The following is a 19,480-nucleotide window of genomic DNA, read 5'->3' as shown; positions in this document are numbered from 1 at the left end:
GGTATCTCGCAAGCCGTTTTTTGTCTGCTTCGGTTGGTGGACGGGGGCGTGCCGTTCCTTCTCCTTTTACGGTTGAACCCCCGCATTCCCTGTTGTACCATCCGCCGACTGGTCGAAAACAACCGCCGGAGGCCCCTACTTGTCCGCCATTTTTTCCGTTTCCGAACTGACCCGCTCCGTCAAGAACCTGCTTGAGGCGGAGTTCCCCTTTGTCTGGGTGCGGGGGCAGGTGACCAACGTGGCGCGACCGGCCAGCGGCCATGTCTATTTCACACTGACCGATGGTGACGCCGCGCTCTCCGTGGTCTGGTTCAAGTCCGCGCAGTCCTCTGCCGCGACCGTTGATCGGGACGGAGAACGGATCAATCCCCTGACCGGCGAGGTCGAGGAGATGGACGGGGCGACGGCCCTGTCCGGGGCCGCCCTGGAGGATGGTCAGGAAGTGCTGTGCGCCGGGCGGCTCAATGTCTACGAGCCGCGAGGCCAGTATCAATTGGTAGCCGAACTGGTGCAGGACCAGGGCATGGGCGGGCTGGCCATGGCCTTCGAGGCCCTGAAGCGCAAGCTGGCTGGCAAGGGATATTTTGATACGGAGCGCAAACTGGAGCTGCCCCGGGACCCGGCGCGGGTGGCGGTGATTACCTCGCCATCGGGCGCGGCCATTCGCGATTTTCTCCGACTGGCCCAGACGCGCGGAACCGGGGCGGAAATCCGCATCTATCCGACGCTGGTGCAGGGTGACGCGGCCCCGGAGCGCATCGCGGCCGCGCTGGATCAGGCGGATGAGGATGGATGGGCCGAGGTGGCGGTCCTGATTCGCGGCGGCGGTTCCCTGGAGGACCTTTGGGCGTTCAATACCGAACCGGTGGCCGATGCGATTTTTCGGGCGCGTCTGCCCGTGGTCAGCGGAGTAGGGCATGAGCCGGATGTGTCCATTGCCGATCTGGTGGCGGACCGCCGTGCGGCCACGCCGAGCCATGCGGCCCAGGAGCTCTGGCCTAGGCGCGAAACCCTGGCCCAGCGCGTGGACGTGCTGGACCTCGCGCTGAACAGGGCTTATGCCGGGCTGTTGTCCGGCAAGGTCGCGGCCTTCGAGCATCTGCGCAAGGGGTTGGCCTGGCTCTCCCCGGTCCGGCGGCTGGAGCGGGTGGAGGACGCCTATGGGCGGCTGCTCTCCCGGCTGGATGACGCCGGGCGCGATATTTTTTATAACGGCCTGCTGGATGTGCGATCCTGTGTGGACCGGCTGGACCGGTCCTTCGGTACACACCGGCTGGACGTGGCGGCGCGGGAGGTTGCCGGGCTGACACGGCGGCTGGCGCGCGCCTTTGGTCCCCGCGCGGTGGATGAGGCCGGGCGGGAGACGGCCGGGTTGCTGCGCCGTCTGAACGGGAGCGCGAACCAGTTGGCCGAAGCCCGGGAGCGGCGCCTGGAAGTGACCGAAACGGCCTTGCGCGGCCTGGACCCGGAGCGGCCGCTGGAACGCGGCTATTCCCTGGTGCGTATCGTCGGCACCGGCGGGTTCCTGCGGGACCCGTCAGAGGTCTCGCCCGGAGACGGACTGGATATTCGAGTGCGTGGCGGCCGGGTTGCCGCTGTTGTTACGGAAGGAAAGAACGAGAGCGAGGAGATAGGATGAAACGGTTGTTGCTGTTGGTGATGCTGGTCGCTGCCCTGACCCTTCCCCTGACGCCGGTTTCCGGCACGGCCCAGGATTTCGGGCTGCAAGACGGGGATGGCGCCGCCCTCGGCCTGCCGGGCGAGGCACAGGCGGCCAAGGCCGGTCAGGCTCCGGCCGAGTCCGGCACGGCGCTGGTGCTGGCCGCACCTTCCCGCATCGGCGTGGGACAGCCTTTCCTCGTTCGTCTGACCTCGGACCGCCCCATGGACAGTGTTGCCATTCACTGGGAAGGCAAGGTGGTCGTTCCGTCCATATCGGTGTGGAACAACCGCCATGTGGCCCTGGCCATGCTCGGTACCGACGTGCTGAGCGCCAAGCCGGGCAAGGAAGACCTTTCTGTCATCGCCTCCATAGACGGCAAGGAGAACACCCTGCGCCGTACCGTGCAACTGACCGGAGTTGATTACCCCAAGCAGGAACTGACCCTGCCGACCAAAATGGTCACGCCGCCGACCAAGGTCTATGATCGCATAAAAGAGGACCGGGCTGCCGTGCACAAGGCGCTGGCTACGAACTCGGCCGTTCGGATGTGGCGGCTGCCCCTGGAACGCCCCGTGGACGGGCGGATCACCAGCCTGTACGGGCTGCGGCGCATTCTCAACGGCAAGCCCAAGAACCCGCATCGGGGGTTGGACTTCAGCTCGCCCATGGGCAATCCGGTCAAGAGCGTGGCCGACGGCATCGTCATCCTCACCGGCAGCCACTACTATGCGGGAAATTCCGTTTATATCGACCACGGAAACGGCGTGGTCTCCATGTATTTCCATCTCTCAAAGATCTTGGTGAAGGAGGGCGACCACGTGGCGCGCGGCCAGGTCTTCGCCCTCTCCGGCAAGTCCGGCCGGGCCACCGGTCCCCACCTGCATCTGTCCGTAGCCGTACTCGGCAAACTGGTCGATCCGCAGCCGCTTATTGAAAGCGATACCGACACCCTCTTACATGTTCGTTAATCGGAGTTCCTTTTGCAATTCATCCGTTCCGCCTCTCTCGGTCTCCTGCTGTTGCTCTTCGCTTGCCCGGCCCTGGCCGGGGAATGGCTCGACCAGTCCGTCCCGGCCAAAGTGGGGGTGGGCAAACCGTTTGTCGTTCGCGTCGTCTCCCGTTTCCCTGCCGATGATATGTCCGTGGAATGGATGGGCCGCACCGTGCACGTCAAGCCTGTGCGCGTCGGCGATGCCTTTGAGGCCGAGTTCCTGCTCGGCACTGGAGTGCGCCGCAAACTGGGCGCGTATCCGCTTGCGCTGAATGTCCATTTGTGGGCCTGTTCCTATCGCTTTGACCATTCGGTGGAAGTGGTGGAATCCGCCTGGGATCACGAGACCCTGACCGTTGCCCCGAAGATGGTCCGGCCACCCAAGAAGTCCCTGGACCGGATTCAGAAGGAACGCAAACTGGTCCATGCCGTCTTGTCCACGGTCTCGCCCGTTCGTTACTGGAGCCTGCCCTTTACCCGGCCGGTCAAGGGGAAGATGCTGAGTCGGTTCGGCCTGTACAGGGTGTTCAACGGCAATGTGAAATCCCGCCATACCGGGCAGGATTTCCGTGCCTATGCCGGAACGCCCATCCGGGCCATGGCACCCGGAACGGTCATTTTCACCCATTCCCTTTATTTTGCCGGAAACGCGGTCTACATAGATCACGGACAGGGGCTGATCTCCATGTCCTGCCACCTCTCCAAGCAGATGGTAAAGGAAGGGGATCATGTGGAGGCCGGGCAGGTCATCGGCCTTTCCGGCGCCACGGGTCGGGTGACCGGCGCGCATCTGCACCTCAGTGTGTACATCCTCGGCGAGGTGGTTGATCCGCTGCCGTTCTTCGATGGCACATTGGATAATGAATTTAATGAAAACGCTTTGATATCAAGTGGTAATAAATAGCCATGAACAATCAACCCAAGTGGTGAACCCCTATGGCGAAAGCGACCTTTGAAGAGCGGTTGGAACGGCTCAAGGCCATTGTCGAGCGGCTGGAGCGCGGCGATCTCCCCCTGGAAGAGGGAGTGGAGCTGTACAAGGAAGGCCTGACCCTGGCCCAGGCGTGTTCCAAGCAGCTGGAGACGGCCCGGCACGAGGTCAAGATCGTGTCCGACGGGCTGGTCAAGGAGTTCGAGGCCCTGGAGTCTTTGGGCGCGGAGGATGACGATGAACGTTAAGGAAAAGCTGGCGGCCCGGGGACGGGACGTGGAAGCGTATCTGGGCGACTGTCTGCGCGGCAAGGGCGCGCCGGAGCGGCTGCTCGCGGCCATGGAGTATTCCCTGCTGGCGGGCGGTAAACGCCTCCGCCCGGTGCTGGTACTGACCTGGGCCGAGATGTTGGGTGGCGATGCCGAGGCGGTCATGCCCTTTGCGGCCAGCCTGGAACTGATCCATACATATTCCCTTATTCATGATGATTTGCCCGCCATGGATGACGACGATCTGCGGCGGGGACGCCCCTCCAACCACAAGCAGTTCGACGAACCCACGGCCATTCTGGCCGGAGACGGTCTGCTCACCGAGGCTTTTGGGCTGATGACCGACGCATCGTTGGTCAAGGGGTTGCCCGCGGACCGGGTGCTGCGGGCCGTGAGCGTGCTGGCTGCGGCGGCCGGTGCCGGAGGCATGGTCGGCGGACAGGTGGTGGATATGGAATTTACCGGCCGGACCGGCGTGGAGCTGGACGAACTGCGGGCCATGCACGCCATGAAGACCGGTGCGCTGATCACTGCCGCCTGCGAGTGCGGGGCCATCCTGGCCGGCGCGGGCGAGGCGGACGTGGAAAACGCGCGGGAATACGGGCGCAGCGTCGGCGTGGCTTTTCAGATAGTGGACGACGTGCTGGACGTGGTGGGCGACACCGCCACGCTGGGCAAACCTGCGGGCAGCGACGAGGCCCAGGGCAAGTCCACCTATCCCGCCCTTGTCGGGCTGGACCGCTCCAAGGAGTTGGCTTCGAACCATGCCGATACGGCAATAGGACGGCTAAGTTCCTACTCCGGCAGGGAAAAGGAGTTCCTTTCGGCGCTGGCCCGATACATAGTGGACAGGGTGTGTTGATTGACTTAGAGTTTCTGCCCTATGATCCAAACGACCAATACCATTCTCCCTCGCATCCATCGGCCCGGAGATGTCAAGAAGCTCACCCCGGAAGAGGTTGAGGCCCTGGCTGCCGATCTGCGGCGGACCATCATACGTCAGGTGGCTGCCCATGGCGGCCATCTCGCCCCGTCACTCGGGGTTGTCGAACTGACACTGGCTCTGTTCCGCGCCTTTGATCTCGAGGAGGATAAACTTGTCTGGGATGTCGGCCATCAGGCCTATGCCCACAAGCTGCTCACCGGTCGGGCGGATCGCTTCCATACCCTGCGCCAGAAGGACGGACTGAGCGGGTTTCCCCGTTTGGCGGAATCCCCATACGATCATTTCGGTGTCGGTCACTCCTCCACCTCCATCTCCGCAGCGCTGGGCATGGCCATGGCGCGGGACCTGAAGGGCGAGGACCACGAGGTTGTGGCCGTCATCGGCGACGGTTCGTTGACCGCCGGGCTCGCCTTCGAGGGGTTGAATCAGGCCGGAGACCTGGGCCGTAAGATGGTGGTGGTGCTCAACGACAACGAGATGTCCATCTCGCGCAATGTGGGTGCGCTCTCCCAGTTCCTGAGCCGCAAGATGACCACGCCGTTTTTGCAGCGCCTCAAAAGCGATGTGGAAGGACTGCTCGCAACCATCCCCAAGATCGGTGACGATCTGGCTGGATATGCCAAGCGGTACGGCGATTCTGTCAAATCCTTCTTCACCCCCGGCATCCTGTTCGAGGCCTTCCATTTTACTTACGTGGGGCCCATCGACGGCCACAACGTGCCGCTGATGACCAAGGTCTTCAAAGAGGTGAGCAAGCTCGACAAGCCCGTACTGGTCCACGTCATGACTACCAAGGGCAAGGGGTATGAACCGGCCGAGTCCGATCCCACGCACTTTCACGGCGTGGGTGAGTTCGTGCCCGAGACCGGGCTGGCGCGCAAATTTTCCGGTACCTCGCTGCCCAGCTATACCGATGTATTTGGTCAAACCCTGTGCCGTCTGGCGGACAAGGACGAGACCATCGTGGCCATTACCGCCGCCATGCCGGAGGGTACCGGTACGGAGTGTTTCCGTCTCTCCCACCCGGACCGCTTCGTGGATGTGGGCATTTGCGAGCAGCACGCCGTAACCTTCGCGGCCGGGCTGGCCGTGGACGGGTACAAGCCTGCCGTGGCCATTTATTCCACCTTTCTGCAGCGTGCCTATGACCAGATCGTGCACGACGTCTGCCTGCAAAATCTCAACGTCAATTTCTTCCTGGACCGCTGCGGTCTGGTGGGCGAGGACGGGGCGACCCACCACGGCGTTTTTGACTTCAGCTATCTGCGCCACATCCCGAATATCGTGGTCATGGCACCCAAGGACGAGGCGGAGCTGGCCCGGATGATGGCTACCGCTTTTGCTCATGACGGCCCATGCGCCGTGCGCTATCCGCGCGGTACCGGCGTCGGGGCCAAGGTCAGCCCGAACCCGCAGCCCATAGCCCTGGGCCGGGGCGAAGTGGTGCACAAGGGCGAGGATGTCCTGGTCATCACCCTCGGTTCCCGCGTCTATCCGTCCATCGAGGCCGCCATGGAATTGGCGGAATCAGGTGGTCCAAACGCTACCGTGTTCAACGCAAGATTCGTCAAGCCGCTGCCGGAGAAACAGCTCAAGCAGCTGGTGACCAAACACGACCGGATTCTGGTGGTGGAAGAGAACGCCCGGGCCGGAGGTTTCGGCTCTGCCGTGCTTGAGTTCCTGAGCGATGTAGATCTGCTGGGTGGAAAGAAAATCCGCTGCATGGGCATCCCGGATGTCTTTGTGGAACACGGCGCCCAGAAGGAACTGCGCGCCATGCTCGGCATAGACAAGGACGGCATCAAGCGCGCCCTGCGCAAACTCTGCAAGTAACCTGAATTACGGAAATGAAAGGCCGCACAACGGAGACCCGTTGTGCGGCTTTTTTTGTCCTATTGAATCTGTGCCGATCTCTTGCGCCGCATCAGATAGGCGTCCGCTACAAAGAAGAGGGACACCAGCTGTTGGGCCATGAGAATGTAGTACCCCTGAATGAGCATCAGGGCCGCGCAGCTGAGGTTGCCCAGGACATACCAGAAGTAGCCTTGGGGCCGGTCCTTGGCCAGCTGGTAAGTTCCTATCAGGAATCCGGCGGCGATGAGCAGCTCGAATACCTGGTTGAGCGTGTTGATCCCGCCGAAGTCGTAGAAGCTGGCCGCCAGTCCGAAGACAACGGAGAACTTGGCCAGCAAGTCGAGCCAACGGGGTTCCGAGCCATGGCCGCGTAGGGCGATGATCAGCCCCACGAGCATGGCCGGAGCACCGCCCGCCTCGACGGCGGTGGCGATCCAGTTGTGCTTGAAGGCAAAGACGATGACCCATGCGGGCACACCGGCCAGAAAAACGCCCCAGCACCACAGGCGTCGGACGCGGTAGGTCTGGCTGTCCTGGCTGCGTTCGGCCAGCGAGAAGAGTATCTTGTTCAAGAGGTAGGCGGAGCCTGCCCAGATTTGCAGAAAGGTAACCATAACGTTCCCTCCCGAGGGAAGTGAGGTTGTATGCGGTATGCCGCACCGGCCGGACAGGAATGGCGTCCGGCAGCAAAATACGTGAATGGAGTGGCGACCCCAGCATAGAGCGCGGTCACGGCAATGGTGCCGGACCGGTGTCGTTCCTTGATCGACCGGAAATCGCCTAGGCGAAGTGCGGCGGGGGAGGGGTGTTCATGTAATGGAATCTAGGCATTCGTCTCGATACCTGATTGGCGTTTGCCTCGCAACATCAAATAGATGCCCAGGGCGAGCATGGGGATGCACAGCACCTGTCCCATGGACATCCAGTGCAGGGCTACGAAACCAAGCTGGGCGTCCGGCTCGCGGGTGAACTCGATGAGAAAGCGGAAGATACCGTAGGCAATGAGGAACAGGCCGCTCACACTCCCGGTGGGGCGTTGTTTGCGGGAGTAGAACCAGAGGATGAGGAAGAGGGCCACGCCTTCCAGCCCGGCTTCGTAGAGCTGCGAGGGGTGGCGGGGCAGACCGTCGGAGCCGGGAAAGACCATGGCCCAGTCCACATGGGTGCGGCGGCCCCACAGCTCGGAGTTGATGAAATTGCCGATGCGGCCGAAGAACAGGCCCGGCGGCACCAGCGGAGCGACAAAGTCGGTGATCTGCATCAGGCTGAGACCCTGGCGTCGGGCAAAGAACCAGCTCATGAGGATGACGCCGATGAGGCCGCCGTGGAACGACATGCCCCCTTGCCATACGGCAAAGACATCTAGCGGATTCGCAATGTAATACGACAGGTTGTAGAAGAGCACGTAGCCGATGCGTCCGCCCAGTACCACGCCGATGACGGCCCAGGTGATGTAGTCGTCAAACTGCCCCGGGGTTACCACGGACCAGGACTTGCGCGCCCGGCTGCGCCCCAGCAGCCAGCCCGATACCACGCCGAAAACGTACATCATTCCGTACCAGCGGAAGTGTAGCGGACCTATGGAAAACATGATTGGATCGAAACGTGGGTAGAGAAGCATCGGCGGGCTCCGGGCCTGTCGGGCGTATTTGTTTTCTGTAAAAATTAGGGTAAGCTGTGACTCGGCCACAAGTTGTGCCTTTTTATCTGCCACGTCAACCCCGGGACTGGGACATGGAGCTGCCGCAGGAATTCGATATTCTGGAAATGCCCTTCGAGGGGTTGTGCGCCTATTGGTTGTCGGTGAAGAAGATCCTGGATTCACGCAAGGGGCGTCTGATCATCGACGAGGAGATCGCGCATACGGATGAGCCGTTCATCCTCTATCTCCTGGAATCGGCCTTCTCCTCCCTGAAAAAGGAGACGATCCGCAGGCTGGTCCAGGTAAAGCGGGATATCCTGCTGGAAGACTACGAGCGGAAGATCGACCTCATGCGGCTGGCCGTGTACGCCATCGCCTCGGGCGAGAATCCGCGCGTTACGCTGGTGCGGATGGATTCCAAATTCGCCTCGCCGCTCATGACCGAGCGCAAGGCCTTTGACATGGCCACGGCCATGTTCGACGCGATCAAGCCCAAGGGGGTGGATTTGGATATTCTGCTTGGTGTGGACCACAAGCTCCAAGAGGACCGACTGCTGGTCAAGCTGCTGTTCTACGTCATGTATTCGCGCCGGGAGTCCAAGCAGTCCCTGGATCGGTTCATGCCCCACCTTGGATCACATTTTTTTGCTGAGGGCATTTCGCTTGCCATCGACAATTTCGAGGCTGACTTTTTGGCCCATCACATGGCGGATATCCGGGACCGGACCATTGTGGAAACCGGGCGCAAGATGGACATGGCACTTGATATGGCACTGGCGATTCGTGAAAAATTTTCCTATGATGACGTATTCCGAGTCGGACGCGCCTATATGCCTTAACATACAGCGAGATTCATATGCGCAAACTATTCATCTTTTTCGCGGCAGTTCTGTTCGTCGCCGTTGTATCCACTCCCGATGCCCATGCCTGGCGCAACGTGCGAACGGGCAAAAGCAATTTCGAACGGGCGTGGTCCGCTTTCATGTTCAAACGTCCGGAGAAGGCAAAGCCCTATTTCGTGGAGGCCGCCGATGCGTTCGGGCAGGCTCTGGCGGAAAATCCGCCGAGCCGGACCGCTCTGTTTCCTTCCAACCTGACCATGGCGGGGATTTCCTCTTACTATGCGGGGCGCTACGAGCAGTCGCTTGCCGCCATGCAGCGTGCCACGGACAAGGACGACTCCATCTGGGAGGCGTACATCTACAGCGCCCTGGCGCAGGCTCGGCAGGGGGACAAGGCGAAAACCGTGGAGTCCCTGAAGGCATACATCCGGTCCAATCCGTCGCAGTCCATCCTTTCGAGCGAGGTGCAGCGGCAGATTACTGATCTGGAAACGGATTCCGCCTCGTTGGAAAAGGTCATCACTCCGCTTGAGGATGCTCTGTCCCGGCAATTCCATAATAACGTCATTTTTGTGGGGCCAAGGGCCGACAATCCTTCCGAGCTGTGCAGCGGCCCCTTCTGGTGGCGGAACAACCGCAAGCCGTGCGAGCACGACATGTATTATAACAACTGGTAGCAGCGACGAACGTCCCTTTTTGGGGTTTCCGCCGGTTCTTTGGCAACCGGGACTTGACGAAACAGGTAAAAAAAGACAACCATCAGCACCCGACTGGGCATGATGCCCTAAAGCTACGCATTGAATTCATGACAATCGTCACCGACATACCGGAACAGTACCTACGCGCCATCTCCAAGGATGAGATCAACGCCATGCCTCTTCGCCGCTACGAGGGGCCTGTCTCCGTTGTCCGTACCGACAAGCAGCGCACCCAGGCCCTGCGGGAAATGGAAGGGGAGACGCTGCTCGGCTTTGATACCGAGACCCGGCCAGTGTTTCGGAAAGGGAAAAAACCCGGTCCGCCTTCTCTGGTCCAGCTTGCTACGGCCGAAAAGGCGTATGTGTTTCAGATTGGAGTGCTGCCCATGTGCAACGGGTTGTGCGATCTGATGGCCGACGGCAGCGTGATAAAGACCGGCGTGGCCGTGCGCGACGACGTGATCGGCCTCCAGCGGCTGGCCGAATTCACCCCTGCGGGATTCATTGATCTCTCGGATATTTCGGCCGGGGCCAACATGCAGACCCACGGCCTGCGCAATCTGGCTGCCAACCTGCTCGGATTCCGCATCTCCAAGTCCTCCCAGTGTTCCAACTGGGCCAAGGACAAACTCTCTCCCCAGCAGATCACCTATGCGGCCACCGATGCCTGGCTGAGCCGCGAACTCTACCTTGCCTTCGAAAGCCTCGGACTGACCGGCTCCTAACCTTCCGCAATGCAGACGGAGTGGCCGTCTTGTCCTGTCCCTGCGCTTAGATCGTGGTACAGCAGTTTGAAGGCACCGTCGGGGCGACGGCAAGATGGGCCAGCGTCTCCGCGTGCACCGAAGGCGGCGCTGATCGAGTCAGTTCCTCAATGACAGACTGCCGTTTTTCCTCGCTGCATCCCTTCAGGTAGGTGATGTGGTTCTTGATATCCCAGGGGTTTTCCCTGCCGCGCGAGCAGTTGCGGCATTCATTCGGCGGATTGTCGGAGTTGACGCGTGCCCTGAATTCCTGGAGCCGCTTTGAGTTCCAGACCTGTTGAAAACCGGACTCGAAAAGATTACCCATGATCCCGCAACCGCCGCAGCATACCGTTACGGCACCCTGCTGGCTGATGTTCATGTGCGTCCAGGGCTGATAGCACGGGCCTGAATCGGATTTCAGGCCTTCGGAAAAGAGGCGCTGGTGGCCGACGCGGATGCCGAATCGCGCACCCAGCCGTTTGGCCTCTATGACCATGCTGTCGTAGAGTTCGGGGTGAAAGCACATCGCCTCGTGTTCCAGGCCGGTGCCTTCCTTGGTCACCAGCAGATAATTGATCTGGATGTTTTTGGCACCCACCCGATGGGCCAGGGCCATGTAGCGCGGCAGTTCCTCGATATTCCTTCGCATGGCGCAGAAGACCAGCGTCAGTTCGAAATTGAGATTATGTTTGCGGCTGAAATGCTTCATGTGCATGAGGTTGGCCAGGACCTGTTCGTAGTCCGAGCCCTTCATGATGGAGTCGTATGTTTTGCGTTCCGCGCCGTGGAATGAGCACCACAGGGATGTCAGGCCGTTGGCGAGCAGGAATTCGGAAAGTTCCGGCGTCAGCCCCTTGCCGTTGGAAAACAGCTGAAAGGGGGTGTAGTGCCTTCTCAGTCGCGCAATGAACTGGTCCAGCCAAGGGTTGAGCAATGCCTCGTAGGACGACAGCGTTGCATGGCTTACAAAGGGAAGGATCGGTTCGAAATGATCCATCAGGTCCGGAGTGCGGAACGCGCCGGGATCCGACGCCCGCTTGCGGTTTTGATGCGCCAGGCAGAATATGCAGTTCACATTGCAGACATTGGAAATGTCGAGCCCCATGTACAGTGGGCGAGAGTTCGCCACAGGCAGGTTGTTCAGGTGCTCGCTTTCGTTGATCTGTCTGTTGATGTTGCGTGCCGTGGCGAAATGTTCCGCTCTGACCAGTTGGCTCATGGGGAAGCTCCCTTTGTTCATAAAATTGACTATCGGCGCATCTTTTCCGTCTTATCGGTACCATAAAGCAAATTATGTACCATCGGAAAATATATCCCTCCTTGCCATGGATGCGCCACACGGCCCTTGCGGGGGTTTCGCGCTGGGTGGTTTCAGTGTATGTGAAATAGCCAGCATGTCCGCATGGAAAGGAGGGGAAATTGTCAGCAGGACTGATCGCCTGGATTGGCGGGATATATTTCAGCCGCCGTTTTGCGCAGGAGCGTGGCTTCGAGGTCGAATATATTCCCCTGACCGAACCCGCCGTGTTCACCTGGGATGACATTGTTGCCCGGTGCGGCCGCGAGCCGGACTATGTATTGTATACCGACCGCTCCATGCCGCCGCCGCTGCTCGGAGTGGAGCGCTTCCCTTGTCCGACGGCCATTTACGCCGTGGATTCACATATCCATTCCTGGCTGCCCCTGTATGCGCAGGGATTCGACCTTGCGCTGGTGAGCCTGCGCGATCATCTGCCGCTTTTCCGTCGCAGGTTGGATCATGACCATGTCGTCTGGCTTCCGCCATACCCGCTCCGGGACGAACATCCGCCGGAGAACCCCGTGCCCAGGAAATGGGACGTGCTCTTTGCTGGCAACGTGGACGCGGAAACAACGCCGAAGCGGTATGCCTTCCTCCGGGAGCTGGGCGCGCGCCTGCCCAACCTGGAAGTCCGGGCTGGCGATTTTGCCGAATTGTTTCCGCAAGCCCGTGTGGTTTTGAACTATGCCGAACACGGCGATCTCAACTTTCGGGTTTTCGAGGCTCTGGCAACGCGTTCCTGTCTGGTCACGCCGAGGGTCGGGCACGGCCTGGACAAACTGTTCCGGGATGGCGAGCACCTTGTCACTTACGATCCCGACGACATGGACGGATTGGTGGAAACACTCTGCCTGCTACTGGCCGACGAGTCCCGGCGTGAGGCCCTTGCCGACGCCGGTTACGCCGAGGTCAATGCCCGTCATAGGCCGGAGCACAGAGCTGCGGTCCTCCTGGATGCGCTGGACGCTCTCGGTTCCGCCGAAGTGGGCAGGCGGCTCGGCGTCGCCGATTCGTTGCATGCCCACTATCTGAAGCTTGTGTATCTGCATTGGGCCGAGGCCCTGGGAGACTGCGACCTCGCCAGACGCTATCTTCGTGCCGCCATCAGCTAGGGAGCCGGTCAACGGGTGCCAAGACCTTCCATCAGGCTGGTGACATAGCTGCTCACCGTGCGTTCATCCATGGGGTCGAAGCCGATCATCTGCCGGTAGATCATGGGAGCGTAGATGAGGTCGATCATCAGATCGATGTCTATGTCGTCGCGCAATTCGCCGCGTTTTACGCCCCGGGCCAGCATCTCGGACATGGCTTTTCGGCGTATCGTGAGAAATCGGTCCCATAAATCCTTTTGGAAGTCCGGGTCGGTCTGGCCTTCGGCCAGGAAGTGGACCAAGGCCTGGCCGGGGCGGGTTTGGTGGAAATGCGTCAGTGCGTTTATGTGCTTCAGAAGATCCTGCTTCGTTGAGCCCGTGTTCGGGATAGGCGCGTTTCGGTATTTGCTTTCCAAAAAGACTTCCAGGACCAGATGGGCCTTGCTTTGCCACCATTTATAGATGGTGGCCTTGCCCACCTTGGCGCGGCGGGCAATGGCCTCGATGCTTATTTCGCCGAGGGATTGTTCCTCCAGCAAGTCCAGTGTAGCCTGGATGATGGCCTCGCGCGATTGCTTGCTGCGCGGTCTCCCGGGACTTCTTTGGCTACACTCGGCTTTGCTTTGGGTCACGAAACAGCGTCCTCCTTGCCGGATTTTGGTTCCAGTTGAAACAGCATCAGTGCCAACAGACCCAGGGTGGTACCGCCTCCGGCAACGGCGGTCCAACCTTGCCAGTGATAGAGCAGGGTTCCCAGCACCGAACCCAACGCACCGCCCGCGAACATGATGGTCATATAGATCCCATTGGCCCGCCCACCTATGGCGGTGGGTACGGAAAACACGATGCGCTGGCTTAGAATTTGGTTGGTCTGCACGCCTGCGTCAAGCAAAATAGTGCACGCCAGCAGGCCTGATACCGTGGCCAGGGCTGCGGCGATGCCGGAGAACGCCAGGACGGCAGCCACTATACTTATGGCCCACAGCGATGTTGTGGTGGTTCGCCCTTTGTCGGCCTGACGGCCCGCCCAGGGTGCGGCCACCACGCTTCCGGCCCCGGCCAGCGCAAAAAGACCTATTTGATAGGACCCCATGCCGAACCGGTCCGCCAGCAGCAGGGGGATCGAGGTCCAGAATATATTGAAAATGCAGAACAACAGCCCCTGGTAGATTGCGCGGCGGCGTACGGCGGGCAGTTGTATCAGCAACCGGAGCATGGAGGTGAGAATACGGCCGTAGTGCATGCCTCCTTGCGGCTTGTTGCGGGGCATGACAAACGCCAGCGCTACGCCCAGGCAAAACAGCAGCGTGCCGGAAGCGTAGAATATGCCACGCCAGCCAAAGTATCCGGCAACGAAAAGCGAAAATGAGCGGGCGAGCATAATGCCGCCCAGCAGTCCGGCCATGACGCATCCCACCACTCTTCCGCGCCGTTCAAGTGGGGTGATGTGGGCGATGGTCAGCATCAGGACTTGTCCCACGGTGGAGCAGAGGCCGATAATGAAGGATGACAGGAAGAATACCTCTGCCGAGTGTGCCAGAGCCACGCCGAAGAGTCCGGCGATTGTTCCTGTCAGACAAAGCAGGACCAACAGTCGGTTTTCCACCTGATCCGCCAGGGAAAGCAGAAAGAACAGTCCCAGTCCGTATCCGATTTGGGTAATGCTGGCCACGGAACCGGCGAGCCCTGCCGATACCCCGATGTCCGGGGCGATGGAGGCGACCAGGGGCTGGGCGTAATACAGATTACTCACCAGCGCGGCGATGGACAGGGTGAAAAGAGGCAGCATGAGCGCTGAGTTAAAGCCTTTTTCAGGCTTATTGGCTTGGTTGGTTGAAGGCATTGAATTCCTCTTATGCGATTCTCTCGCAGTCTGCCGGAGCGGAGACTCGGTTGGTTCCCGCTTCCGGTCGTATAAAAACTGAACGTTCAGTTTCGTAATTATGAAGTGCTGCGCGGTCAAGAACAAATTGACAAAAGTTTCTTTGACGAACGCGATGACGTTTTAGCGAGGGCGGTGGAGATAATGCAGCCGGGCGGTGGGAGGTGAGGGAATGGAAGTCGTGCCTGACGTCGGAGCTTGTGTGTTTGTCCGCCTTTGGCTTGCTAGGGAGGGTGACATTCTCATTCCGGTCGTTCTTAGAGGAATGTAGAGACGGCGTGGCCGCCTGACCCGGACCAGATGGTTACTGTTGCAGTGGCCTGCTTATTCCGACTAACTGATCCCCGGCATACAACCGATTATTCAGACCGCGAAATCGGTTTGGCGGGGATCTGGTTTGTCATTTCCCCAAGTCCGTTGGGATAGTTTGTTCTTTTATGGTCCTGCGGCATTTATCTTGCTAAATCTATTGCCATGTTTGAATTGCCGCTGTCTTCTTGTGCCCATCCTGTCGGGCATAACGTTATGTGTGCATTCGAGAAATCGTTGCGGGACAGGCAATATCACGAATTGCCGTTCCTGCATGCAGGCGGAAGCGTGCTGCCAAAAAAAAGGCGGGGCCTGGGCGGGCACGGCCAAGTTCTGAAAAGAGAGCGGCTGGAATGGTCCAATTGTGTCGGAACATCGGTTCCGCGAGTTGCGACCTGGGGAAACAAAGGGAGAATCCATGTTGAATGAGGACAGCTTGAGCGCATAGACCGGATTGTCGATGACCGTATCAGGAGCGACAATTTCCGTTTTGGGGTCTCGCATTTTGTCGAAGAAGGCTCCACCAACATCTTGGAGTATGGATTCGGCGACGGTTCTCTGCCGCTGGGCCTGCGTCGGAACAAGGGCTGCCGGGGCATATACGGTATTGAGGTCAATCAGGCTGCAAGGGACGCCGTGGACGATCTCTTCGACAAGACCTGGCTTATCGGACTGCGCTCCGACCCCCCGAGGGTGTTATCTGGAGAAATACCGGCTTGCCAGCCCCAATCCGTTCAAGGCGATAACATCCCTTATTTCAGACCCTATTTTGCCTTATCTCATAGCTAATGCCAATGAGGAGGCCAAGAAACTCCAAGTGAAGATAGAGGAGAAGATGGCCGAGCTGACCAAATAGGGAGTGTGAAGAACTTGCCGTTGAAGAAGAGCGTTTTCAACCCGATATTCTTACGGGTTAATACTCGTTGCTCGTATTGGGCGAGCGGCGCAACCGTTTGCGTTCCGCCGTGCGTTTTTTGCGGTCGAGCCTGCGGCGCTTGGAGCTTCGGGGCACGGCGGTTTCCTTGCGCTCCGTTATCGGGGTGAGTGCCCAGCGCATGAGTTCCACGAACCGTTCAATGGCCGAGTCCTTGTTGGACTTCTGGGAGCGAAAAATCTGGGATGAGACCTGGAGCACGCCGTTTTTGTCCATGCGGCGGCGCAATTTTCCCTTGATGACCACCTTTTGGAGCTGAGTCAGGCTCGGGCTGTTGTCCACATCAAAAAACAGCGTGACCCGGCTGTCCGTGGTATTGACGTGCTGGCCGCCCGGGCCGGAACTGCGCGAGGTGGCGAAGCGTATTTCCCCGTATGGAATGGCAACGGTTTCCGTAATGCGAATCATGCGGCGCAGGGTGCCACGGAAGGGGCTTTGGGGCAAGTGCCTGACCGATTGACACGGCGGCCGCTTTCTATACAATCCGCCCGACAAACCCGAGGGAGGATACCCGTCATGACCAAGCCCTGTCCGTGCGGTTCCGGCAAGGAACACGCCGAGTGCTGTGCACCTATTATTTCCGGGAGCAAACCCGCTTCCACTGCTGAGGCGCTGATGCGTTCTCGCTACACCGCCTATGTGGACAAGGAGATCGAGTACCTGACCGAATCCCTTGCTCCCGAGGCGCGCAAGGATAACGATGAAAATGCTGTTCGCGAATGGGCCGATACCGCCGAATGGCTCGGCCTGGAGATTACCGATACCGAAGCCGGTGGCGAGGACGACGAGGAAGGTATCGTCGAGTTTTCCGCCACGTATGCGGTGAACGGCCAGGAACAGATTCACAGGGAACGGTCCAGTTTTCGTCGCGTGGACGGCCAGTGGCGCTATGTGGAAGGCGAGATGGTTTCTCCGCCCAACGTGCGCAAGGGCCCCAAGATCGGCCGCAACGATCCCTGCCCGTGCGGCTCCGGCAAAAAATACAAGAAGTGCTGCGGCCGATAAAACGGCACTACCGAGCAAAACAACATCAGCCCCCATGCATCCGCCTGGGGGCTTCTTTCTTATGCGGCCCCATGTCAAGGACTCCCGTATTTCTTGAGTTTGTCTTTCCGTAGGCCGAGCTTCACCCTCACCATCTTGGCTAATTTATTGTATTCCTTTTCTTATTCGTGCTCTGTGGCACCAAGTACCGATTCGGTACGGTAGTTGTTTTGGATCGCAATTTTTGTTCGTAGTCGAAGCTACCTAAAGCCCCCCCGCGATCCGTTCAGGCCGTTGCCGGTGGCAAGCTGAGCTTCCACAGCACTGCGGCCAGCTTTCGAGCCAACGCGGTAATCGCCTTTTGCGGCACGCCGTGTCGGCTCAAAATCCGGTTGTAAAATTCCCGCGCCCACTCATCCCGTTGCTTCCAGCCCCAGGCCGCTTCCACGAGCAGGCTTCGTAATCGACGTTGTCCCACCGGTCGGATGAACGATTTTCCCTTTCCGCCGCCGCTTTGCCGGACTACCGGAGCCAGCCCGAGGTACGCCGTCACCTCCTCGCTGCGGGTAAACCGTTCGGGCCGATAGATCTCGGCGGCAAAGGCCGTCGCCACCACCTCGCCGACGCCGGGAACGGACCTCATGGCGGCGATGCGTCGCGCCTCGTCTTGTTCCCTGGCGTGCAGGCGCAGCAACGCGTCCACTTCTTGCTGAGCCGATTTAAGATAATGTAACTCACTGAGAAGACTGTTTTTTTGTCTCATTAGCGCAGTGGGGAAATTCGATGCGGGAAACCGAAGCGACCGCAGCCTTGCCCCAATGGTCGATGTCGGGCGGTTCTGAAATGTTGAAGCTCAAAAACAGAGCGCGAATCCGTTGCTTGACCTTGCGAATCGAATCCGTGAGCTGGTGGCGTCTGCGTTGCAGCGAACGGAATGCCTCCTCTTTTTCTGTGGGAATCGCAATCGGGCGAATCAAGCCGGAGGCAACCCATTCAGCCAGCTTGCGGCAATCGAGGCTGTCCGTTTTGTTGGTCGCGGCCACCGGACGCGGAATTCGGCTCGGCGCTGCGACGACGACGGGAATGCCTTCGACCTCAAGCGCCCGAGCCAGGCCGAATCCCGTAGGTCCGGCCTCGTAGCAAACCGCGCCAATCCGCACGGGCAGGGACAAAATCGTCCCGACCAGGGCCTGATTGTCGGCTGGACAGGTCCAATCCTTCACCATGCCGTCGGGCCTGAAAGCCCTACGCTGTAGCTGCGTTTGTGGACGTCGACGCCGATCCAAATCTCTTCGCCACGAAAAGCTTCTACAAACCGATGGACTGATGATACCTTGAGCTTTGCCATGTCGGCCTCCTGGTTGTTTTGGTTTCACTGGTGTTGTTACCAGCAAAACTCGGGAGTGCCGACATGGTATTTTTTTCGCGAAGCGACACCAAAAAGTTTTGGAGATTCTCAAGAACCTTTTCCAAAAGGTTCTTGAGCCCCCGGAGGGCAGCCGGAGGCCTCCCGTCCCCGATTACTCCCGGTCCGGAGTGGTACGATGCCAGGCGTTGAAGTCTGCTTTGATCTCGAAGAGGCTGTCCCAGTGCTTGCCGGTGACGAAAAGGCGCTTTGTCTTGCGGTCGTAGGCGATGCCGTTGGCCACGCCCGCGCCGGGGCCGAGTAGACGGCGCAGCGGCGAGAGGTCGATCCAGGCCACGACGGTGCCGTCCGCCGGGTCGATGACCGCTATCCGGTCCTGTTTCCAGACATTCGCCAGGATCATGTTCTCGACAAATTCCAGTTCATTGAGTTGGTAGACTGGTTTTTTCCCGTCGTGGACCTTGATTTCGCCCACGGGGGAGAAATCTTCCGGCTCCCGGAGGGAGAGCCTGTCCGAGCCGGAACTGAGCAGGAACAGGGAACCGTCAAAGGTCAGCCCCCACGCCTCGTTGCGTTCGTCGGGAAGACGGTAGTCAAAGGAGCCGATGGGTGAAAGGTCGTCCAGGGAATAAATGGAACCCGAACCCGAGCGCCAGGTCAGCATGTAGAGACCGCCGTTTGCCGCGACTATTCCCTCGGCAAAACGATGCTCGTCCACTTTGTGTACCTTCCGTTGGCGCCCTGTATTCAGGTCCACCTCGGCGAGATAGGATTTCCCCCAGCCGCCTGAGGATTCGTACATGCGTTCATTCTCCAGGCATAGCCCCTCGGTGAACGCATCCTTGTCGTGGGGAAACTGGGCGATGACCCGGCAGGGGAAGGTGTGAGCTCCGGCCAGAGCGGGAAGCGGAGCGAGGACCAGCGCTGTGAGCAGCACTGCCGGTATGAGAAATTTTGTCCGAGGTTTGCGGGCGGAAACAAGACACGCGAAAATGCGGGGCATTCGCTTCTCCGGGGAAGGTACTCGGTGTG

At 59.7% G+C, this 19,480-nt stretch carries 21 protein-coding genes; 11 read left to right on the top strand and 10 right to left on the bottom strand.

The genetic code is table 11. The features are described 5' to 3' along the window. Positions 1-139: 139 nt before the first annotated feature. Genes xseA through dxs form a run of 6 tightly spaced genes read left to right on the top strand, consistent with a single transcriptional unit; the run spans position 140 to position 6,633 of the window. A complete protein-coding gene (gene xseA, locus ACI0FG_RS12400; RefSeq protein ID WP_419785315.1) occupies positions 140-1,639 on the top strand; it encodes an exodeoxyribonuclease VII large subunit in 1,500 nt (499 codons plus the stop codon). Then, complete coding sequence (locus tag ACI0FG_RS12395) at positions 1,636-2,631, top strand: M23 family metallopeptidase (protein ID WP_419785314.1); 996 nt, start codon at positions 1,636-1,638, stop codon at positions 2,629-2,631. Before xseA ends, ACI0FG_RS12395 begins: the two co-directional genes overlap by 4 nt. 12 nt (positions 2,632-2,643) lie before the next feature. Further along, positions 2,644-3,558, top strand: a complete 915-nt coding sequence (locus ACI0FG_RS12390; protein ID WP_419785313.1) for a M23 family metallopeptidase — start codon at positions 2,644-2,646, stop codon at positions 3,556-3,558. Positions 3,559-3,590: 32 nt separating this feature from the next. Then, positions 3,591-3,833 carry an exodeoxyribonuclease VII small subunit gene (gene xseB, locus ACI0FG_RS12385; protein WP_419785312.1) on the top strand — a complete coding sequence of 81 codons (243 nt, stop codon included), beginning with the start codon at positions 3,591-3,593 and terminating at the stop codon, positions 3,831-3,833. Further along, positions 3,823-4,716: a polyprenyl synthetase family protein gene (locus ACI0FG_RS12380; RefSeq protein WP_419785311.1), complete on the top strand. Its 894-nt coding sequence runs from the start codon at positions 3,823-3,825 to the stop codon at positions 4,714-4,716. The genes xseB and ACI0FG_RS12380 overlap by 11 nt, the downstream gene beginning before the upstream one ends. A gap of 21 nt (positions 4,717-4,737) precedes the next feature. Then, complete coding sequence (gene dxs / locus ACI0FG_RS12375; protein WP_419785310.1) at positions 4,738-6,633, top strand: 1-deoxy-D-xylulose-5-phosphate synthase; 1,896 nt, start codon at positions 4,738-4,740, stop codon at positions 6,631-6,633. A gap of 59 nt (positions 6,634-6,692) precedes the next feature. Here dxs and ACI0FG_RS12370 read toward each other — a convergent pair whose 3' ends face one another. Then, positions 6,693-7,268, bottom strand: coding sequence for a hypothetical protein (locus ACI0FG_RS12370; protein WP_419785309.1), 576 nt, complete (start codon positions 7,266-7,268; stop codon positions 6,693-6,695). Between the two features lie 209 nt (positions 7,269-7,477). After that, a complete protein-coding gene (gene lgt, locus ACI0FG_RS12365; protein WP_419785308.1) occupies positions 7,478-8,275 on the bottom strand; it encodes a prolipoprotein diacylglyceryl transferase in 798 nt (265 codons plus the stop codon). A gap of 113 nt (positions 8,276-8,388) precedes the next feature. Here lgt and ACI0FG_RS12360 point away from each other — a divergent pair, with 113 nt between their 5' ends. The 3 genes from ACI0FG_RS12360 (at position 8,389) to ACI0FG_RS12350 (ending at position 10,561) form a co-directional block, all read left to right on the top strand. Further along, positions 8,389-9,135: a hypothetical protein gene (locus tag ACI0FG_RS12360; RefSeq protein WP_419785307.1), complete on the top strand. Its 747-nt coding sequence runs from the start codon at positions 8,389-8,391 to the stop codon at positions 9,133-9,135. Positions 9,136-9,152: 17 nt separating this feature from the next. Continuing rightward, the gene (locus ACI0FG_RS12355) at positions 9,153-9,815 is read left to right on the top strand and encodes a tetratricopeptide repeat protein (RefSeq protein ID WP_419785306.1); all 663 of its coding nucleotides are present in this window, start codon (positions 9,153-9,155) and stop codon (positions 9,813-9,815) included. A gap of 128 nt (positions 9,816-9,943) precedes the next feature. Continuing rightward, entirely contained in the window at positions 9,944-10,561 is a 618-nt protein-coding gene (locus tag ACI0FG_RS12350) for a 3'-5' exonuclease (protein ID WP_419785305.1), read from the top strand. A gap of 46 nt (positions 10,562-10,607) precedes the next feature. On the opposite strand, the gene ACI0FG_RS12345 is transcribed toward ACI0FG_RS12350, so the two are convergent. Then, on the bottom strand, positions 10,608-11,801 hold the full coding sequence (locus tag ACI0FG_RS12345; RefSeq protein ID WP_419785304.1) for a radical SAM/SPASM domain-containing protein: 1,194 nt from the start codon (positions 11,799-11,801) through the stop codon (positions 10,608-10,610). Between the two features lie 200 nt (positions 11,802-12,001). Here ACI0FG_RS12345 and ACI0FG_RS12340 point away from each other — a divergent pair, with 200 nt between their 5' ends. Beyond that, entirely contained in the window at positions 12,002-12,994 is a 993-nt protein-coding gene (locus tag ACI0FG_RS12340) for a glycosyltransferase family protein (protein WP_419785303.1), read from the top strand. 8 nt (positions 12,995-13,002) lie between these two features. Here the strand turns inward: ACI0FG_RS12340 and ACI0FG_RS12335 are convergent, their stop codons facing one another. The 3 genes from ACI0FG_RS12335 to arfB all read right to left on the bottom strand — a co-directional run bounded on the left by ACI0FG_RS12335 (position 13,003) and on the right by arfB (position 16,542). Further along, positions 13,003-13,605, bottom strand: a complete 603-nt coding sequence (locus tag ACI0FG_RS12335) for a TetR/AcrR family transcriptional regulator (RefSeq protein WP_419785302.1) — start codon at positions 13,603-13,605, stop codon at positions 13,003-13,005. Further along, on the bottom strand, positions 13,602-14,816 hold the full coding sequence (locus tag ACI0FG_RS12330) for an MFS transporter (protein WP_419785301.1): 1,215 nt from the start codon (positions 14,814-14,816) through the stop codon (positions 13,602-13,604). The genes ACI0FG_RS12335 and ACI0FG_RS12330 overlap by 4 nt, the downstream gene beginning before the upstream one ends. A 1,261-nt stretch (positions 14,817-16,077) precedes the next feature. Beyond that, positions 16,078-16,542, bottom strand: coding sequence for an alternative ribosome rescue aminoacyl-tRNA hydrolase ArfB (gene arfB / locus ACI0FG_RS12325; protein WP_419785300.1), 465 nt, complete (start codon positions 16,540-16,542; stop codon positions 16,078-16,080). A 72-nt stretch (positions 16,543-16,614) separates the two neighbouring features. Between arfB and ACI0FG_RS12320 the strand changes: the two genes are divergently transcribed. Continuing rightward, positions 16,615-17,103: a YchJ family protein gene (locus tag ACI0FG_RS12320; protein ID WP_419785299.1), complete on the top strand. Its 489-nt coding sequence runs from the start codon at positions 16,615-16,617 to the stop codon at positions 17,101-17,103. 265 nt (positions 17,104-17,368) lie between these two features. Here the strand turns inward: ACI0FG_RS12320 and ACI0FG_RS12315 are convergent, their stop codons facing one another. The 4 genes from ACI0FG_RS12315 to ACI0FG_RS12300 form a co-directional block, all read right to left on the bottom strand. Beyond that, a complete protein-coding gene (locus ACI0FG_RS12315) occupies positions 17,369-17,725 on the bottom strand; it encodes a transposase (protein ID WP_419785298.1) in 357 nt (118 codons plus the stop codon). 91 nt (positions 17,726-17,816) lie between these two features. Further along, positions 17,817-18,308 carry an IS110 family transposase gene (locus tag ACI0FG_RS12310; RefSeq protein WP_419785297.1) on the bottom strand — a complete coding sequence of 164 codons (492 nt, stop codon included), beginning with the start codon at positions 18,306-18,308 and terminating at the stop codon, positions 17,817-17,819. Further along, positions 18,302-18,430, bottom strand: coding sequence for a hypothetical protein (locus tag ACI0FG_RS12305; protein WP_419785296.1), 129 nt, complete (start codon positions 18,428-18,430; stop codon positions 18,302-18,304). Before ACI0FG_RS12305 ends, ACI0FG_RS12310 begins: the two co-directional genes overlap by 7 nt. Before the next feature lie 172 nt (positions 18,431-18,602). Further along, positions 18,603-19,451 (bottom strand): glutaminyl-peptide cyclotransferase, encoded by an 849-nt coding sequence (locus ACI0FG_RS12300; protein WP_419785295.1) that lies wholly within the window; start codon positions 19,449-19,451, stop codon positions 18,603-18,605. Between the last annotated feature and the right edge of the window lie 29 nt (positions 19,452-19,480).

Origin of the sequence: Pseudodesulfovibrio sp. 7M6 (assembly GCF_050058625.1) — a bacterium.
GTDB classification, from domain to species: Bacteria; Desulfobacterota; Desulfovibrionia; order Desulfovibrionales; family Desulfovibrionaceae; genus Pseudodesulfovibrio; species Pseudodesulfovibrio salinus.
This window is presented reverse-complemented; position numbering and strand designations above follow the sequence as displayed.

Bases quoted from the DNA above. Each gene is read 5' to 3' on its own strand.
- ACI0FG_RS12320 (WP_419785299.1), top strand. From the start codon at position 16,615: ATGACCAAGCCCTGTCCGTGCGGTTCCGGCAAGGAACACGCCGAGTGC.
- ACI0FG_RS12350 (WP_419785305.1), top strand. From the start codon at position 9,944: ATGACAATCGTCACCGACATACCGGAACAGTACCTACGCGCCATCTCC.
- ACI0FG_RS12310 (WP_419785297.1), bottom strand. From the start codon at position 18,308: ATGGTGAAGGATTGGACCTGTCCAGCCGACAATCAGGCCCTGGTCGGG.
- ACI0FG_RS12380 (WP_419785311.1), top strand. From the start codon at position 3,823: ATGAACGTTAAGGAAAAGCTGGCGGCCCGGGGACGGGACGTGGAAGCG.
- ACI0FG_RS12395 (WP_419785314.1), top strand. From the start codon at position 1,636: ATGAAACGGTTGTTGCTGTTGGTGATGCTGGTCGCTGCCCTGACCCTT.
- ACI0FG_RS12305 (WP_419785296.1), bottom strand. From the start codon at position 18,430: ATGGCAAAGCTCAAGGTATCATCAGTCCATCGGTTTGTAGAAGCTTTT.
- lgt (WP_419785308.1), bottom strand. From the start codon at position 8,275: ATGCTTCTCTACCCACGTTTCGATCCAATCATGTTTTCCATAGGTCCG.
- ACI0FG_RS12315 (WP_419785298.1), bottom strand. From the start codon at position 17,725: ATGAGGTCCGTTCCCGGCGTCGGCGAGGTGGTGGCGACGGCCTTTGCC.
- ACI0FG_RS12345 (WP_419785304.1), bottom strand. From the start codon at position 11,801: ATGAGCCAACTGGTCAGAGCGGAACATTTCGCCACGGCACGCAACATC.
- ACI0FG_RS12330 (WP_419785301.1), bottom strand. From the start codon at position 14,816: ATGCCTTCAACCAACCAAGCCAATAAGCCTGAAAAAGGCTTTAACTCA.
- ACI0FG_RS12355 (WP_419785306.1), top strand. From the start codon at position 9,153: ATGCGCAAACTATTCATCTTTTTCGCGGCAGTTCTGTTCGTCGCCGTT.
- ACI0FG_RS12300 (WP_419785295.1), bottom strand. From the start codon at position 19,451: ATGCCCCGCATTTTCGCGTGTCTTGTTTCCGCCCGCAAACCTCGGACA.
- xseB (WP_419785312.1), top strand. From the start codon at position 3,591: ATGGCGAAAGCGACCTTTGAAGAGCGGTTGGAACGGCTCAAGGCCATT.
- dxs (WP_419785310.1), top strand. From the start codon at position 4,738: ATGATCCAAACGACCAATACCATTCTCCCTCGCATCCATCGGCCCGGA.
- ACI0FG_RS12360 (WP_419785307.1), top strand. From the start codon at position 8,389: ATGGAGCTGCCGCAGGAATTCGATATTCTGGAAATGCCCTTCGAGGGG.
- ACI0FG_RS12370 (WP_419785309.1), bottom strand. From the start codon at position 7,268: ATGGTTACCTTTCTGCAAATCTGGGCAGGCTCCGCCTACCTCTTGAAC.